Genomic DNA, 15,383 nt, shown 5'->3' with positions numbered 1-15,383 from the left:
GTCCGGGCAGACACCATCCCTTCCTGATGCTGTGCATTCGGCGATCCCTTGCCGGTATCGCCGCCACCTGCGCCGTGTCGTTACTGGTGTTCGTGGGGACGGATCTGCTCCCGGGCGACGCCGCGGACGTGATTCTGACCCGTTCCGCTTCCTCGGGTGGCGGCACCCCGGAACAGCTGGCCGCGCTGCGTGCCGAGCTGGGGCTGGATGTTCCGTGGCCGCAGCGCTATCTGGGGTGGATCGGTGGCCTGCTGCAGGGGGACCTCGGCAGCTCGCTGGTGAGCGGCCGGTCGGTGACCGACGTCATCGGTTCCCGCCTGGGAAACACGCTCGTGCTCGCGGGGACCGCGACCGTGCTGCTGGTGCCGGTCGCCGTCGGGTTGGGCCTGTGGTCCGGGATCCGGCAGGGTCGGCCGGGCGACCGGGTGGTGTCCGGTGTCGCGGTTGCCGCGCAGGCGTTGCCCGAGTTCGTGGCCGCCACCCTGCTCATCGCCGTGTTCGCGCTCATCGCGGGTCTGCTGCCGGCGGTGTCGTTGGTACCACCGGGAACGAGCCCGCTCGCCCGACCCGAGATTCTCGTGCTGCCGGTGCTGAGCCTGCTGTCGGTGATGGCGGGCCAGTCGATCCGGATGGTTCGGGCACGGACGTCGGAGGTCGTGCGCGCCGACTTCGTCCGGGTCGCAAGGCTCCACGGAATCCCGGAGCGGCGGGTGGTGTGGCGGTACGTGGTGCCCAACGCGCTCGGGCCGGCGCTGCAGCTCCTCGCCGGCAGCATCTCGTGGCTGGTCGGCGGAATCGTCGTGGTCGAGCAGGTGTTTGCTTATCCCGGCATCAGCCATGAGCTGGTGCAGGCGATCATCAGCCGCGACGTGCCTGTGGTGCAGGCATTGGCGTTCGCCATGGCAGTGTGCACGCTCGCCATCTACACCCTTGCCGACCTCCTGGTGGTCGCGCTCGTGCCGAAACTGCGGACGGGTGGGTAGCGATGCGCCGGTTGTCGCGGGCGCTGGGGCCGGCAGGTGGTGCCGGTGCCCTCGCCGTGGTCGTGATCCTTGCGCTCGCTCTTGTGGGCCCGTTCGTCGCGCCCCATGGGGCGGCCGAGCGGGTCGGTGCCGCGTTCGTCGCACCAACATCGGAGGCATGGCTGGGCACCGATCAGCTGGGCCGGGACGTGCTCAGCCGGCTGCTGCACGGTGGGCGGAGCATGCTCCTGTTGTCGTGTGCCGCGCTGGGACTGGCATATCTGGTCGGCGGCGCGATCGGGCTGGTTGCGGCGCTCGCGCCTGGTCCCGTTGAGACCGCGTTGATGCGGCCGTTGGACGTCCTGCTCGCGCTACCACCGTTCCTTGTCCTCGCCGTGCTGGCGACGGGGAGCGGTCGGGGCGCCGTCGTGATCGTCGCGGCTGTGGGGCTGGCCAACATTCCCGGCATCGCGCGCGTGGTACGCACCGCGGCGCTGGAGGTGTCCGTGCGTGGTTGGGTGGAGGCCGCCACTGCCCGTGGGGAGCGAATCGCAGCGATCGCCTGTCGCGAAATACTGCCCAACATCACCAAACCGCTGCTCGCCGATGCCGGGGTGCGGATCACGACGGCGATCTCGTTGGTGGGCACCGCGAACTTCCTCGGTCTCGGGCTGCAGCCGCCATTGGCGGATTGGGGCCTGATGATCGCGGAGAACCGTTCGGGGCTGCTGTTGCAGCCGTGGGCGGTGCTCGCTCCGGCGTTGTGCATCGCGGTGCTCGCGGTCGGGGTCAACGTCACCGCCGACGCCCTCACCCAACCGGGCCGTCGTTACGGGGGCACGCCGGCGGCAATCGAAGGAGGGCGACAATGACCGGGGCGATCGCCGAGGTCGTGGGTGTGCGGGTCGAGGCGCCCGGCGGGGCCCTGCTCGACCATGTCGATCTCACCGTGTTACCCGGCGAGGTGCTCGGGGTCGTGGGCGAGTCCGGCTCCGGCAAGACGACCCTCGCGCTGGCGCTGCTGGGCGAGACCCCGCCGGGAACCCGGGCCACCGCTGGCCGGGTGACCGTCGCGGGAACGCCGATGTTGCACGTCACCCCGGCCGAGCGAAGACAACACCTCGGCCGGATCGTCGCCTACGTTCCCCAGGATCCCGTGCTCGCGCTCAATCCGGCCATGCGGGTGGGCCGACAGGTCGCCGAGGTGGCACGGGCGCATCACGACCGGCGGGACGAGACCATCGACACCCGGGCCATGCGTGCGCTCCGGCGGGCGGAGTTACCCGGGGACCCGTCGTTTCTGCGTCGGTGGCCGCATCAGATCTCCGGTGGACAGCAACAACGGGTCACCCTCGCCCAGGCGGTGGTCAACGAGCCACGGTTGCTCGTTCTCGACGAACCCACGACCGGGCTCGACGTGATCACGCAGGCGGACCTGCTCGCCCAGTTGCGCCGGCTCCGGGATGAAGCGGGCTGCGGCATCCTGTACGTGACCCACGACATCGCCGCTGTCGCCGGCATCGCCGACCGGCTCGCCGTGCTCTACGCCGGCCGGGTCGTTGAGGAGGGGCCGACCAGCACGTTGCTGTCGCAACCTCGGCATCCCTACACGGCGGCGTTGATTGATGCGGTTCCCGATCCACGGCGTGCCCGCGGTTCGGCGGGGCTCCCCGGCGTTGTGCCGCCGGTGGGGGCGCGGCCATCGGGCTGCTCGTTCGCGCCACGGTGCGGGCTTGTCGAACGTCTCTGTCTGGACGCCCCGCCACCTCCGGCACACGTCGGAACCCAGCACCGGGTGGCGTGCCTGAACTCGGAGCGGACCGGGTCGGTGGTTGTGTCCGCGCCCACGGTGCGGCGTGTCTCGACACCGTCGCCGCGGACCTCGCCGAGCCCGGCGAACACTTTGCTGGTGGTGGAAGACCTCCACGCCGTGCACCGGACGCGGCGACGGCAGGTGGTGGCGGCCGCCGGCATCTCCTTCTCCCTCGATCGGGACGAGTGCGTCGCGCTGCTCGGTGCCTCCGGGAGCGGGAAGAGCACGATCGCGCGGTGCATCGTCGGCCTTCACCGACCTACCGCGGGCACGGTTCGGCTCGGGGGAACCATTCTCGGGCGGTCGGTGCGCCACCGCCGCCGTGACCAACGACGACGGATCCAGCTTGTTCCACAGAATCCGGCCGATACGCTCGACCCGTCGCGAACGGTCGGGGAGCAGGTTGCCCGACCCGCGCGGATCTTGCGTCGCCGCAGCGCGCGGCAGGCCGTGGCCGAGGCGGTGGAGCTGCTCGACCAGGTTCGGCTGCCGACGGCCGTGGCGGCTCGCCGGCCCGGTGAGCTCTCGGGCGGTGAGCGCCAGCGGGTCGCCCTCGCCCGTGCGCTCGCCGCACGGCCCGAGGTGCTCGTCTGTGACGAGATCACCTCCGCCCTCGACGTTTCGGTGCAGGCGGTCGTGCTCGACCTCCTCGCCGATCTCCGTACCGAACTCGGGCTGGCGATGGTGTTCATCAGCCACGATCTCGGCGTCGTGGCGTCCGTCGCCGACCGGGTCGCGGTGCTGGCGGACGGCCGAGTGTGCGAGACCGGGCCGACCCGGGAGGTGCTCGAGTCACCACGGACGCCGGTCGCCCGGCAGCTCGTGCACGCCGCGCCAAGACTTCCGTACCGGGACGTTGCGGACGCGACGTCGGTGTCGTGACCGGGTCCGGGCCCCGGGCACAGCGCTGGCCGATTCGTGGGCGGTCGTCAGGGCTGGGTCAGCTCGTCGAGGGCGGCTCGCCAGAGGAACTCCGACAGCTCGGCCTCGATCATCTCGACCGTGTCGGCGACGTCGCGGAGACAGGCGCAGGAAGTGAGGTCGTTGTCCGAGGTGCACAGCAGGATTCCCAGTGCCTGTAACGCCCGGGCGGTCGCTGCCACGCCTTCGCGCCCGGGTACGCCGATGCGCTCGCCGATGCGTGCTGCCGCGAACCGTTCGATCGTGGAGTTCCGGCGTAGCCGTAACACCTGGTGCACCAGGGTGCCTGCCGCGGCGCGGCTTCTGGTGCGCAGGGCCAGGAGACCGCGGGCGATCACGGCCAGCCGCCGGCAGCGCAACGCCGCCCGCCCGGTGCACAACGTCTCCCAGATCGGAGTGCCGACGACCCGCGTATAGCGCTGCGTCGCAGCACGCCGCCACACGATGCTCGCCGCTCGCTCCGCTACGGCCGCGCACTGGGAGCGCTCCTCGAGGCGCCGGGGCGTGGGCAGGACGAGGCCGGTCCTCGGCGGGGGCAGAGTGGCCCGGCACGTCTCGCCCACCAGCCGTTGCGCGGGCACCGTCCAGGTGGGCCGCGCCCCATCCGTGGGCAGCTGGTTGGCCTGCAGATCACGGTGCAGATGGCACGGTCCGGTCGCCGGCCGCACGCGCCGGCGGCAGGGCCACCCTTTCCGGGTCGGCGCCTCGCAGAGGTGCACGCGAAACATGGTCGCACTACGTGGTTTCGCCGTCACTCCCCGCAGCCATGGTCCGATCCGGCGAATCTGAAAGATTTGCCGCCCTTTCGGGCCACAACGAAAGGACCTGCCGCCACCCGGACGCTCCACCACCGATCAACCGTGCGACCGGCCCGCCGCCGCCCGTCGCCGTCAACAGCCCCACACGCGTCGAGCGCTGACCTGACGACGCGCCCACATGCCGGCCGACCATACGAGGCCAGGCCCCGGCCCGCCCACCCGTTGCCGGCAGCCCGGTTGCCACCAACGGCCTTCCACCAGGTCCGCCGACTGGTGCACCTGACGAGTCGGAGCGGGATTTGCTCCGCACCTCGAGCACGTGGTCGTCCTCACAGTCTCGTGACAGGTGATCATGGCAGGATTCTTGCGGCTGGTGACTGACCCGGGTGTGGAACGAGGGGTTCGACTGTGCACGCGGAAGTGATCCGTTTCATTCTCCTCGTTCTCTGCTGGACCGTGGTGCTCGTGCGCATTCCCGCCGTCCGGGTGCGGGAGCAACGCCCCCTTTGGTTCACGCTGTTGATGCTGGGCTCGGGGCTACTCATGCTCCAGAAACCGGTGGCGCGCGTGGCCAGGGAGCTCACGGGCATCCCCCAGATCACGAGCCTGATCTCCAGCCTGATGGCGGTCGGGGTCGCCACGCTCCTCCTCGACTTCGCCATCCGCAGGCCCCCGACGCACGACTTCAGAACCGCACCGTGGCGTCGCTTCCGGATCTTTTCCAGCCTGTTCACCGTCGTGACGATGGCGGTCACCTTCTCGATCACCATCGCCCAGGGCGTTCCGACCCGGCAACGATTCCTGCCCGTTCCCGGCGTTTTCAGCGCGCACATCGTTTACTGGGTCGTCTACCTGGTGTACATGCTGCTGGTCACGGCATGGGCATCGGTGTTGTTCTGGCGCCATATCGCCCGGACGGACTCGAGGGTCCTGCGCCTGGCGATCGCGTTGCTGGGCATCGCCACCAGCACGTTCCTCATCTTCCTCGGGAGCCGGTTCGCAGCGCTGTTCTCGGCATCGCCCACGCTGCTCCCGTTCGGCCTCTACATCTCGTCGATCCACTCGATCGGCATCGCCGTGGGATGCTCGCTCGCCGCCGTCCTCCCCCTCATCCAGGCGGTGGCGGCATGGTGGCACTGCTACAAGCTCTACCCGTTGTGGAAAACCTTGTGTGAGGCACTGCCGAACATCGCGCTACAGCCGCCGCGTCGACGGCTTCTCGACGTGCTGACACTCCGGGACAACCGTCTGCGCCTGCACCGAAGGCTCATCGAGATCCGGGATGGCCTGCTGAGTATGCGGGAATGGGTCACCCCCGAAGCCCTCGACCGGATACGGACATCGATGGCCGAGACACGCCTGCGCCCCGACCAAGCCGAGGCAGCCACGACAGCGTGCTGGTTGAAGGTGGCCCTGCGCGCCCAGGAACAGGGGCTCGAGCGCGTGGGGAAACCGCTGGATCTCGTCAGCCAAGGTGGCGCCGACGCGTACAGCGAGCTGCGATGGCTTCGCGCGGTCGCTGCTTTCTGGCACGACCCCCGGGTCGACCGCTGTGCCGCGGCGATTGCTGCCGAGCCCCACAGGCCAGGCTCATAGAGCAGGTTCGACTTCAGCCGGGTGGCGACGGACTCACAGCATCACCCGCTGTCCCTCGCAAAACACTGCGGCGACGTTGCACAGATCCTCGAGTTGCCGCACGGGATTGCCGGTCACAGCAAGGATGTCAGCGTCGTAGCCGGAGGCGATCCTGCCCTTTCTCCCACCGAGGTCGCAGGACTCGGCCGCCAGGCTGGTGACGGCCGCAAGAGCCTGGGTGGTGGGCAGTTCGACGAAGCCCGCGAATTCGGGGAGCCCGTGGGGCAGGCAGTCGTGGGGCTTCTCGGCGGTCACACCGGCGTCCGAGGAGCACACCAGCCGCACGCCTTCCCGCTGCATGCGGGGAAGGCATCGCCGGGCCAACGCGACGTGGGCTGGCAAGGGCCCCCGGGGAACCCGGCCAGCCGTCACCCCCACGTAAATGCCGGTCTTTGCCAGTATTCGCACGGTGTCCCAGTCAGGCGCGGCACCATCGGCGGTAAGAAACGTGCAGTGCTCGATGCCGTCGACGCCAGCACGAACCGCGTCAGCGATACCCTGCACGCCGTGCGCGTGCGCGGTGACGGGCTTACCCGCACCGTGGGCGGCCTCCACGACCGCGCGCAACTCATCAGCATCGAACTGCGATTCGTCAGCGGCACTGCCGGGGGTGATTCCCCCACCCGTGGCCATCACCTTGATCACGTCCACACCACGCGTGATCCGCTCGGCTACGGCGGCGCGCAGCGCATCAACACCTGCCGCCTCTCCCCCAAGGAACCAGCAGTGCCCTCCCGGGGAGGTGATCGGCGGTCCTGAAACCAGGAGTTTCGGTCCCGGCGAGCCGTCAGAAGCGAACTCGTCACGCAGCACGAGAGACAGGTAGTTGCGGTCGCCCAGGTCGCGGATGGTCGTAATGCCGGCAGACAGCGCCTGCCGGGCATGCTCGCGCATGCGGTTCAGCAGTGTCGCGTCGTCCTCACCACGCATCTGCTCGACCACGTTGCCCGTCGGATCGAAAGCCAGATGAGAATGCGCGTCCACCAAACCGGGCAACAAAGTCACATCGCCAAGATCGGTCACCGGCAGGTCGACCGCGGGGCGTGAACCGGAAAGGTCCACGTCAACGATGTGGCAGTCCTGGATCAGGACCAGTGGCGCACCCTCGTGCATTACCTCCCCGTCGAACAAACGCGCCGCACGCAAACCCCACAACCGGCCACCGGCCCGCATATCGGTTGCCATCCTGCCTCCGTCTCGACGGTCCCCGTGATGCTAGCTCTCACCGTCGCGCCGCGTTGATGGCGAGCGAAGCGGCACGAGAGCAGAGAGACCTTTCACCATCTCAAGCTGTGGCGGGACAAACGCGACCCCGTCGGCGAATACCCGGCGGGAGCCGGAAGCAACAGCCCCGCGAGGGCGATGCGCCGACTTCCCGCCGTGGCCACCGCGTCACCTGCCCCCGAGCGAGGGGCACGCACCGGGAACGGTCGCTCCCGCCGGCCGGGGAGGCATCGGGCCACGCCCGACCGACCCTGTGTAACTGATCGACAGCGTGGAGTGATAAATAGACGCCCGTCGCGAAGCAGGTGCACCCGGCCCCGCGGCGCTCATCAGGTCCACGGAGGGGAATGAGGGAAGGAGCGGAAGACGATGTCCGGCCAGCAGCACACGCAGCGGACCGACGCCCGCTGGTACGCGTTCACCCCCACCGGGGGCGGGCAGCGCCCGGGTTGGGCGCCGGTCGCCCCGCCCGGCACCCCCGATCCCACCGCCGCCTGGGTCAGCCGCGCCGCCGCGGCCCCGGCACCCGCCCCCCGTTCGACCAACGCGTGGCAGGCCACCGTCCACTTCGGAGGGAGTAGGTCGATCCTCTTCCTGAGCTGACGAGCGAGACGGGCTTGGGAGACACGGCGGAACTCAAACCAGCTGCAGTACCCGCAGTGCGCGCAACCGGTTGAGTGCGGCGGCCACCTCGTGCCGGCGGGGCACGACGAAGTCGTCCAGCGAGCGCTCGCCCAGCACGGCGACCGCATCCCCGGCCAGGTCGGCCGCCAGCCGGTCCAGCAGCTCGTGCACGGTGACCGCCCCGTCCAGGTGGCCGGCACGCACGCAGTGCGCCAGTGCCAGCCCGATCCCGACGACCTGGCTGGGGTCCACGACCTGCTCGACCGCCCGCAGGTCCACATCGGAGTCGCCGAACACCAGCGCGTCGGCGCCCCGGTGCCGGATTTTGGTGCGGCCGTTGGCTTCCGGGCGCACCGACCGGGGGTCCACGACACGGTCCCGGGCGAGGGGGAACGTCGTGGCTTCGGCGTGCCTGCCGGTCGGGCGCTCGGCCAGCGCCCGGGCCCGCTCGGTTACCTCCACCGGGCGGTAGGCGTCCATCATCACCACGCGGTCCGCCACGTCGAAGTAGTCGCCGGAACCGCCGACCACGAGCACCGTCGACACCCCGTGCTGCCGGTGCAGCGGCCGTACCAGGTCCACGAACGGCGTCAGCGGCTCCTTGTCCTTGGCCACCAGCGCCTGCATCCGGGCGTCCCGGATCATCAGGTTGGTGGCCGCGGTGTCCTCGTCGACGAGCAGGGTCCCGGCACCGGCCTCCAGCGCCTCCACGATCGAGGCGGCCTGCGAGGTGGAGCCCGAGGCGTTGTCGGTGGAGAAGTCGGTGGTGTCCGCGCCGGTGGGCAGGTGGGCGACGAACGCGCTCACGTCGACCCGCTCGACGCGGCGCCCGTCCTCGGCGCGGATCTTCACCGTGTCCGCCCGGGCGACCGCCAGCTCCCGCCCGTCGCCGGGCACGTGGTCGTAGACGCCGCGCTCCAGCGCGCGCAGCAGCGTCGACTTGCCGTGGAACCCACCGCCGACGATCAGGGTCACGCCCTCCGGGATGCCCATCCCGGTCACCCGGCCGCGGTGCGGCAACTCGACCTCGACCCGCAGCGACTCCGGGGAGCGGAACGGCACCCCACCGCCGGGTAGGGGCCGGTCGTCCACGCCACTGCGCCGCGGCAACACCGATCCGTCGGCGACGAAGGCCACCAACCTGAGTTCGGACAGCGTCCGCCGGAGCGCGTCGGTGTCCTCGACCGAGTCGACGAAGGCCCGCACCTCGTCGTGGTCCACCGCCGACCACCGCAGGGTGGCCGCCACGGCCGCCGGCAGCCGGTCACAGAGCAGGCGCTCGGCGGCCCGGCCGTCGATCGTCCGGCCCCGGCCCGGCAGCTCCATGGCCAGCCGGAGCACCACGCCGGAGGCGTCGATCCGGCACGCGCTGCGCTCCAGCACCTGCTGGCCGCCGGCGTCCACCCGGAACGCCCGGTCGCGCAGCTCGCCCGCGGCCCGACGAACGAGGTAGCCGGCCAGTGCCCGGGCCCGTACCGGGGTCGACCACAGCCCGGCGGGGAAGTCGGCGACCTCGTGCGGGACGTGCACGACGAGGCGGCTCGGCGGGGCGAACGGGTCGGCCTGGACCCGGGCGACCCGCAGCGTGAACCCGTCGAACCGCCACGTCCCGGCCAGCGACCGGTACTGCCCGTAGCGGCCGCCGTCGAGCCGGCGCAGCTCGGCAGCCAGGGCGGCGCCGGCGCGCTCCCGCTCGGTGGGCCTGCCCGGCCCGCGCCCGCCACCACGTCGTCGCGACTCCCACACCCGATTCGTCACGACACCAGTCCTACTCAACGCGTCCTGTGCCCGTGTAAGCAGGTCCCGGTGCGGGGGCGAGCGTCACGCGGTCGGGCGGCGGACCCCCGACATGCGTCCCCGCCGCCCGACCGACCGTTCCGGGTCGCCGGATGCTCCTGGTTTCCCCGGTCAGCGGCATCCGACAGCCGCGTTGATGACCACGTTACGGGTGGGTTCGCGACCCTACGAAAGTGGAGGCGGCCGGTTATGTCGAACGGCGGGGGTGGGCGCAGGCCCTCCCCCGCCGTTCGGCGGTCGACCGGTCAGACGCCGGAGACCGACTTGATCCACTGTCGCTTGGCGGTGATGTTGGCGTAGGTCGAGAACGACTGCCGGTCACTGGTCGAGGCCACGCCCACCTGGTAGACCTTTCCGTCCACCGGGCTCTTGCTGAACATCGGGCCGCCCGAGTCACCACCGGCGGCGATGCCGTCGACGCGCCGGACGCACACGTTGGGGCCACCGAGCTGGTTCCGGCAGGTGGTGCTGGTGACCCGCACGTTGGCGACCTTCAGGATGCGCGACTGCCAGTTGATCTCGTCGCTGGTCCGCCGGGTGGCACCCCAGCCGTAGATCTGCACGGTCTGGCCGGCCTGGACGTCCCGTGGGTTACCCAGCGGCGCGTACTCGGTCTGTACCGGACGGTCGATGTTCACCAAAGCGATGTCACTGTCCCGGAGCTTGTGGATCCCGCCGGGCTTGGCCTCGGCGTAGACACCGGCGAACTGGTCGACGTTGCCGATCCGGAAGGCGAACGTGCCGCGACCTTCCACGCAGTGCCGCGCGCTGAGGATCCACTGCGGGGCGATGATGGAGGCCGAGCAGCGTTGCCGGCCGTTGAGGAACATCCGGGCGGCCCATGGTGCACTATCCACCTCTTGGCCACCGATGATGAACGGGGTTGCGTCGTCGTGGGTCTGGGCGGTGGCCATCGGCGTGGTGACGCCCAGGGAGGACACCGCAAGTGCCGCGGCGCCGGCGAATGCGGACAGCATGCGAACGAAGCGCATTGGCTCCTCCTCAATAACCGGTGGATCGCACCGGTCAGCAGGGGGTTGAGGACGAACGTGCTCCGGAAGCATCCGACAGCGATGTGATCGGTAACACCGGACGAAAGTCGGTTCCCGGACGGGACTTCGGCCAGCGATGACGCTGTGCCGCCGTTCGGTCACGGCGGGGCACCGATCGCCACCAGCCCCGAACGTCGGTGGAATTTCTGGGCCCGCGCGACGGCGCTGGGGCTACCCACCACCGCCGATCGCGGGCAAGCTCGGCCCATGCCCGTCGATGACGACCGGCCGCGTCGCCCGACGCTGGACACGATCGCGCACGCCGTGGGCGTCTCGCGCGCGACGGTGTCCAATGCCTACAACCGTCCGGACCAGCTTTCCGCCGAGCTCCGGGACCGAATCCTGGGCGCGGCACGCAGCCTGGGCTATCCGGGCCCGAACCCGGTGGCGCGCGGCCTGGCCACTCGCCGCGCCGGCGCGATCGCCTTCGTCGTGGGGACGCCGCTGGCCGGGGCGTTCTCCGATCCCGCGCTCTCGGTCACGCTCGACGGGCTGATCTCCACTGTGGACGGACATGAGCACAGCCTGGTGCTGATGCGGGGCGAGCGGGGCGGTCCCCGGCGGGAGGCGGTGGCCCGGTTGCGGGCGGACGTGGTGGTCGCCTACTCGCTCGCCGACGACGTGCCCGCGCTGGCGGCGGTGCGCCGGCGCGGGCTGCCGCTGGTGGTGGTCGACCAGCCGGCCGTGCCATGGGCGCCCCGGGTGGAGATCGACGACGAACGTGGCGGCCGGTTGGCGGCCGAGCACCTGGTGGCGTTGGGGCACCGCTGGTTCGGGGTGCTGGCGTTCCCGTTCCATCCCGACGGCGGCGAGGGGCCGGCCGACCACGGGCGACGCGCCACCGCCCGCTACCGGATCAGCCGGGACCGGCTGACCGGCTACCTGTCGGTGCTGGCCGCCGCGGGGATCGAGCCGGGCGCGATGCCGGTGTGGGAGGCGCCGGCGAGTTCCCGCGAGGCGGGCCGGCGCGGGGCGCGGTGGCTGCTCACCCGGTCCCCGCGGCCGACCGCCCTGCTGTGCATGTCCGACGAGCTGGCGTTGGGTGCCGTACAGGGCGCGCGTCACCTGGGCCTGCGGGTGCCCGAGGAGGTGTCCGTCGTGGGGTTCGACGACACCCCGGCCGCCAGCGGCGGCGACCCGCCGCTGACGACCATACGGCAACCGTTGGCGGAGAAAGGACGGCGCGCGGGCGAGCTGGCGCTGGCGGCGCTCGCCGGCGACCACGAGCACCGCCCGTTCATCCTGCCGGTTTGGCTCGTCCCCCGCGCGACGAGTGGCCCACCGCGGTTTCCATTGCACCACTGACCTGAGCCGGCCTGGGAGTGGCGCCGCACCATACGTCTTCCGGTTCAGACGGCGGAAACGGCAGCCTTCGGTGCGTTCCGGCGCGCCCGCGCCACCGTCCACGCCATCGGGACGACCAAAGCAACCACGGCCGCGACCGCACCGAGTGCCACCGCGAGTGAGGTTCGTTGCGCGATCACGCCGACCATGGGTGGGCCGATGAGGAAGCCGGCATAGGAGATCATGGTGACGAAGCCGATCTCGCGCTCGCCACCGCGACCGGTCTCCGCACCGACCGCGCCGGCCAGCCCGAGCACGACCGGAAACGCCGCTGCCACGCCCAGACCAGCGAGAACGAGCCCAAGGTACCCGGCCACGGGCAGCGGGATGATCACCGTGACCGCAAGCCCGACAGCGCACCCTCCTCCCCCGCCCGCGAGCAGCCGGTACGGGCCGAAGCGACGCTCGAGCCGTTCCCCGAGCAACCGGGCCACCACCATCGCCACCGAGAAACAGGCATATCCGCCGGCAGCCGCCGACTCGTTGAGCTGGCGGTCTTGCGCCAAGAACAACGCGGACCAGTCCGTGCAACCACCTTCCGCGATCGCCGCACAGAAAGTCGTGAACGCGAGCAGTCACAACACGGGCTGCCGCGCCGGAGACGGCCTGGTGAGGGCATCATCCGCGGTCGCGACACGCGCGGGTCCGTCGAGGCTGGCCGGTAAGAAGCGCACGGTGAGGCAGAGCACGACCACACCGGCGAGCGTGGCGGTCACGAACTGCCTGCCAGGCGCCCAGTTCAGCGCTGCCGCCAGGGCCGCCCCTCCCCCTCCCCACAGCGCGCCCGCGCTGAACCCGGCGTGGAAGAAGGACATCAGTGGCCGCTCCGCGACGCGGGTGACGGCCACGGCGGCGATGTTCATGGACACATCCATGAATCCGACCGCGATCCCGAACAGGAACAGGGCAAACCCGAGCCCGAGGGGCGTGGTGGCGACGGCGAGCCCGGGCAACAACAGGCAGGCGGTCACTGCCGATGCGGTGACGATCGGCCGCACCCCGGCCCGTGCACAGGCGCCTCGGCGAACGGCGCTCCGGTGAGCAGGCCGACCGTGATGCCCAGCAGTGCCAGGCTGAGCGCACCCGGTTCGGCCTGGACCTGCTGTGCCAGCGCGGGCACCCGCCCGGCCCAGGAGCCGGCCAGGAACCCGCCGAGCCCGAAGACCGAGAACACCGCCGCCGCCCCGGAGCGGACGGACCGCATTCCGCACCCCCAGCCTCCACGGTTCCTGAAGCGCTTCAGCAGCCCGAGCTTGCCATTGGCCGAGGATATGACGGCAGTCCCCGACCGATGGACGGACGTGGTCCGAACCACCTTCGCGGTCCGCGGCAACCGTGCGCCGGGGCGCTTTCGTACGATCCAGCAGAGCGCGACGAGGTTCGTCGCGGGAGGGGGTTTCGATGTCCACGACCTCGTGGAGACGTTGGGTACTGACCGGGGGCGGCTTGGTGGCTGTGGGGGTCATCGTCGCCGGTGTCGTGGTGTTGTCGAAACCGGGGGCGGGTACCGCCACCGGCGAGAGCTCCACGCCACCAGCGATGATCGACGCACCGGACCGGGTGGTGGCACAGTTCTTCACCGCCGCTGGGAAGGGGGACACCGAGGCCGCGGCGAAGCTCACCGACGATCCCGCGGCCGCCGCGGCGTTCCTAAACGAGCTACGGGTCGAGCTTCGGTCGTCCGCCGTGACGCTCAAGACGGGAAACGTCGACCGCTCCGCAGCGGGTAACCAGGCCACGGTCAGCTACCGAGCGGACTGGAACCTGGGCAGCGGCCGCACATGGTCCTACGACGGCACGATCCAGCTCAACAAGGGTGCGCGGTGGCGGGTGAAGTGGTCGCCGGCCGCCGTGCATCCCAGGCTCGGGGCGGGCCAGAAGCTGGAGTTGCGGCAGGACGATCGTGCGGCCGCGGTGACCGACAGCACCGGAAGACCCTTGCTGACCTGGAAGACCGGGGTGACCGTCCGGCTCGACCGGGCACAGGCCCGGGACCTGTCCCGCGTGGCGCAGCAACTTGCGACCGCGCTCGCGCCGCTCGATCCGGACGTGACGCGGCAGGCCATCGTCGACGGTGCGGGCAAGGTGCCCGCCGGCCAGCCCTACGAGGTCGTCACCTTGGACGAGTCGGACTACGACAAGGTGCGGTCCCAGATCTACGACCTTCCCGGGGTCTCGTTCCGCAAGCAGCAGAAGATCCGGGGCGTCGACCCGGAACTGCGGTCCTTCGTCATGGGTGGCCTGGCCAGGGAGATCGAGCAGCAGAGGGCGAACGACGCGCCGTGGCGCATCGTCGTGGCCGACGCGTCCGGTAACGAGGTCGAGGTGCTGCACGCGGAGAGTGGCGCGCGCAGCCGGCCGGTCCAGGCGACGTTGGACGCGAGGACGCAGAAGGCGGCGCAGCACGCGTTGCAGGCACTTCCGAACGAGGCCGCCCTCGTCGCGATCCAGCCCTCCACCGGCGAAATCCGCGCCGTGGCACAGAACAGGGCCGCGAAGTCGGACATCGCGCTTCAGGGCATCCTGCCGCCGGGTTCGACCTTCAAGATGGTGACGGCTTCCGCGGTTTTGCAGGCCGGCCTGGCACAGGCGGACACGCCATTGCCGTGTCCGGCCGAGGTTCAGGTGGGTAGCCGGCGGATTCCCAACGACCACAAGTTCGACCTGGGCACTGTCTCGCTGCGCACCGCGTTCGCGCACTCGTGCAACACGACCTTCGCCGAGTTGGCCACGAAGCTACCCGCCGACGCGCTCTCCAAGGCGGCGCAGCAATTGGGTCTCGGCGCGGACTACGTCATCCCCGGTATCACGACCGTCACCGGGAAGGTGCCGCCCGACCCGGTCGCGGAGAACCGGATGGACGACAGCATCGGGCAGGGCGAGGTGACGGCGAGCCCCTTCGGCATGGCCCTGGCGACCGCGACCATGGCCAGCGGCAAGCGGGTCACGCCCGTGTTGTTGCGCGGAACCCGAACCGAGGCGACCGGTACCGCGGCGCCTCCCCCACCGGCGGTGGCCCATGCGGTCCGGAACATGATGCGTGAGGTCGTCACCGACGGAACCGCCAGGAAGCTGAACGGTTTCCCGGGGTTGCACGGCAAGACCGGTACGGCCGAGTTCGACAACGCCGGCAACTCGCACGGCTGGTTCGTCGGGTTCCAGGGTGACCTGGCCTTCGCCGTCGTCGTCCTGGAGGCCAACGCTTCCGCTCCGGCTGTTGACGTCGCCGGATCCTTCCTCAGCGCGATCTCCT

General features: G+C 70.7%; 14 protein-coding genes. 7 read left to right on the top strand and 7 right to left on the bottom strand.

What is annotated here, in order from left to right; genetic code table 11:
• Positions 1-26 precede the first annotated feature (26 nt).
• The 3 genes from IEY55_RS10560 to IEY55_RS10550 are packed head-to-tail and all read left to right on the top strand — an operon-like array spanning position 27 to position 3,657.
• Positions 27-983, top strand: coding sequence for an ABC transporter permease (locus IEY55_RS10560; RefSeq protein ID WP_189056542.1), 957 nt, complete (start codon positions 27-29; stop codon positions 981-983).
• A 2-nt stretch (positions 984-985) separates the two neighbouring features.
• Positions 986-1,834 (top strand): ABC transporter permease, encoded by an 849-nt coding sequence (locus IEY55_RS10555; RefSeq protein WP_189056540.1) that lies wholly within the window; start codon positions 986-988, stop codon positions 1,832-1,834.
• Complete coding sequence (locus tag IEY55_RS10550) at positions 1,831-3,657, top strand: ABC transporter ATP-binding protein (protein ID WP_189056538.1); 1,827 nt, start codon at positions 1,831-1,833, stop codon at positions 3,655-3,657. The genes IEY55_RS10555 and IEY55_RS10550 overlap by 4 nt, the downstream gene beginning before the upstream one ends.
• Before the next feature lie 47 nt (positions 3,658-3,704).
• Here the strand turns inward: IEY55_RS10550 and IEY55_RS10545 are convergent, their stop codons facing one another.
• Positions 3,705-4,415 carry a hypothetical protein gene (locus IEY55_RS10545; protein WP_189056536.1) on the bottom strand — a complete coding sequence of 237 codons (711 nt, stop codon included), beginning with the start codon at positions 4,413-4,415 and terminating at the stop codon, positions 3,705-3,707.
• Positions 4,416-4,862: 447 nt separating this feature from the next.
• Between IEY55_RS10545 and IEY55_RS10540 the strand changes: the two genes are divergently transcribed.
• Positions 4,863-6,050 carry an MAB_1171c family putative transporter gene (locus IEY55_RS10540; RefSeq protein ID WP_189056534.1) on the top strand — a complete coding sequence of 396 codons (1,188 nt, stop codon included), beginning with the start codon at positions 4,863-4,865 and terminating at the stop codon, positions 6,048-6,050.
• Positions 6,051-6,083: 33 nt separating this feature from the next.
• Here IEY55_RS10540 and IEY55_RS10535 read toward each other — a convergent pair whose 3' ends face one another.
• The gene (locus IEY55_RS10535; protein ID WP_229686247.1) at positions 6,084-7,202 is read right to left on the bottom strand and encodes a metal-dependent hydrolase family protein; all 1,119 of its coding nucleotides are present in this window, start codon (positions 7,200-7,202) and stop codon (positions 6,084-6,086) included.
• Positions 7,203-7,682: 480 nt separating this feature from the next.
• Between IEY55_RS10535 and IEY55_RS10530 the strand changes: the two genes are divergently transcribed.
• The gene (locus tag IEY55_RS10530) at positions 7,683-7,916 is read left to right on the top strand and encodes a hypothetical protein (RefSeq protein WP_189056530.1); all 234 of its coding nucleotides are present in this window, start codon (positions 7,683-7,685) and stop codon (positions 7,914-7,916) included.
• Between the two features lie 33 nt (positions 7,917-7,949).
• Here IEY55_RS10530 and IEY55_RS10525 read toward each other — a convergent pair whose 3' ends face one another.
• A complete protein-coding gene (locus tag IEY55_RS10525) occupies positions 7,950-9,695 on the bottom strand; it encodes an ABC-ATPase domain-containing protein (RefSeq protein ID WP_229686246.1) in 1,746 nt (581 codons plus the stop codon).
• A gap of 284 nt (positions 9,696-9,979) precedes the next feature.
• A complete protein-coding gene (locus tag IEY55_RS10520) occupies positions 9,980-10,726 on the bottom strand; it encodes a S1 family peptidase (RefSeq protein ID WP_189056526.1) in 747 nt (248 codons plus the stop codon).
• 267 nt (positions 10,727-10,993) lie between these two features.
• On the opposite strand from IEY55_RS10520, the gene IEY55_RS10515 reads away from it, so the two are divergent.
• Positions 10,994-12,091: a LacI family DNA-binding transcriptional regulator gene (locus IEY55_RS10515; RefSeq protein ID WP_189056524.1), complete on the top strand. Its 1,098-nt coding sequence runs from the start codon at positions 10,994-10,996 to the stop codon at positions 12,089-12,091.
• 44 nt (positions 12,092-12,135) lie between these two features.
• Here IEY55_RS10515 and IEY55_RS10510 read toward each other — a convergent pair whose 3' ends face one another.
• The 3 genes from IEY55_RS10510 to IEY55_RS10500 form a co-directional block, all read right to left on the bottom strand.
• The gene (locus tag IEY55_RS10510) at positions 12,136-12,642 is read right to left on the bottom strand and encodes an MFS transporter (protein WP_229686245.1); all 507 of its coding nucleotides are present in this window, start codon (positions 12,640-12,642) and stop codon (positions 12,136-12,138) included.
• Positions 12,643-12,705: 63 nt separating this feature from the next.
• On the bottom strand, positions 12,706-13,101 hold the full coding sequence (locus tag IEY55_RS10505) for an MFS transporter (RefSeq protein WP_189056522.1): 396 nt from the start codon (positions 13,099-13,101) through the stop codon (positions 12,706-12,708).
• On the bottom strand, positions 13,098-13,334 hold the full coding sequence (locus IEY55_RS10500; protein WP_189056520.1) for a hypothetical protein: 237 nt from the start codon (positions 13,332-13,334) through the stop codon (positions 13,098-13,100). Before IEY55_RS10500 ends, IEY55_RS10505 begins: the two co-directional genes overlap by 4 nt.
• 197 nt (positions 13,335-13,531) lie before the next feature.
• Between IEY55_RS10500 and IEY55_RS10495 the strand changes: the two genes are divergently transcribed.
• The coding region (locus IEY55_RS10495; protein ID WP_189056518.1) for a penicillin-binding transpeptidase domain-containing protein at positions 13,532-15,383 on the top strand (1,852 nt) is incomplete at its 3' end.

It is taken from the genome of Longimycelium tulufanense, assembly GCF_014645795.1.
Taxonomy (GTDB): domain Bacteria; phylum Actinomycetota; class Actinomycetes; order Mycobacteriales; family Pseudonocardiaceae; genus Longimycelium; species Longimycelium tulufanense.
Note: the sequence above shows the minus strand (reverse complement) of the source record. Positions and strands in the feature narration are given on the sequence as shown.

Excerpts from the sequence above, each read along its gene's own strand:
- IEY55_RS10560 (WP_189056542.1), top strand. The coding sequence starts at position 27 with ATGCTGTGCATTCGGCGATCCCTTGCCGGTATCGCCGCCACCTGCGCC.
- IEY55_RS10555 (WP_189056540.1), top strand. The coding sequence starts at position 986 with ATGCGCCGGTTGTCGCGGGCGCTGGGGCCGGCAGGTGGTGCCGGTGCC.
- IEY55_RS10535 (WP_229686247.1), bottom strand. The coding sequence starts at position 7,202 with ATGCACGAGGGTGCGCCACTGGTCCTGATCCAGGACTGCCACATCGTT.
- IEY55_RS10530 (WP_189056530.1), top strand. The coding sequence starts at position 7,683 with ATGTCCGGCCAGCAGCACACGCAGCGGACCGACGCCCGCTGGTACGCG.
- IEY55_RS10515 (WP_189056524.1), top strand. The coding sequence starts at position 10,994 with ATGCCCGTCGATGACGACCGGCCGCGTCGCCCGACGCTGGACACGATC.
- IEY55_RS10500 (WP_189056520.1), bottom strand. The coding sequence starts at position 13,334 with ATGCGGTCCGTCCGCTCCGGGGCGGCGGCGGTGTTCTCGGTCTTCGGG.
- IEY55_RS10550 (WP_189056538.1), top strand. The coding sequence starts at position 1,831 with ATGACCGGGGCGATCGCCGAGGTCGTGGGTGTGCGGGTCGAGGCGCCC.
- IEY55_RS10520 (WP_189056526.1), bottom strand. The coding sequence starts at position 10,726 with ATGCGCTTCGTTCGCATGCTGTCCGCATTCGCCGGCGCCGCGGCACTT.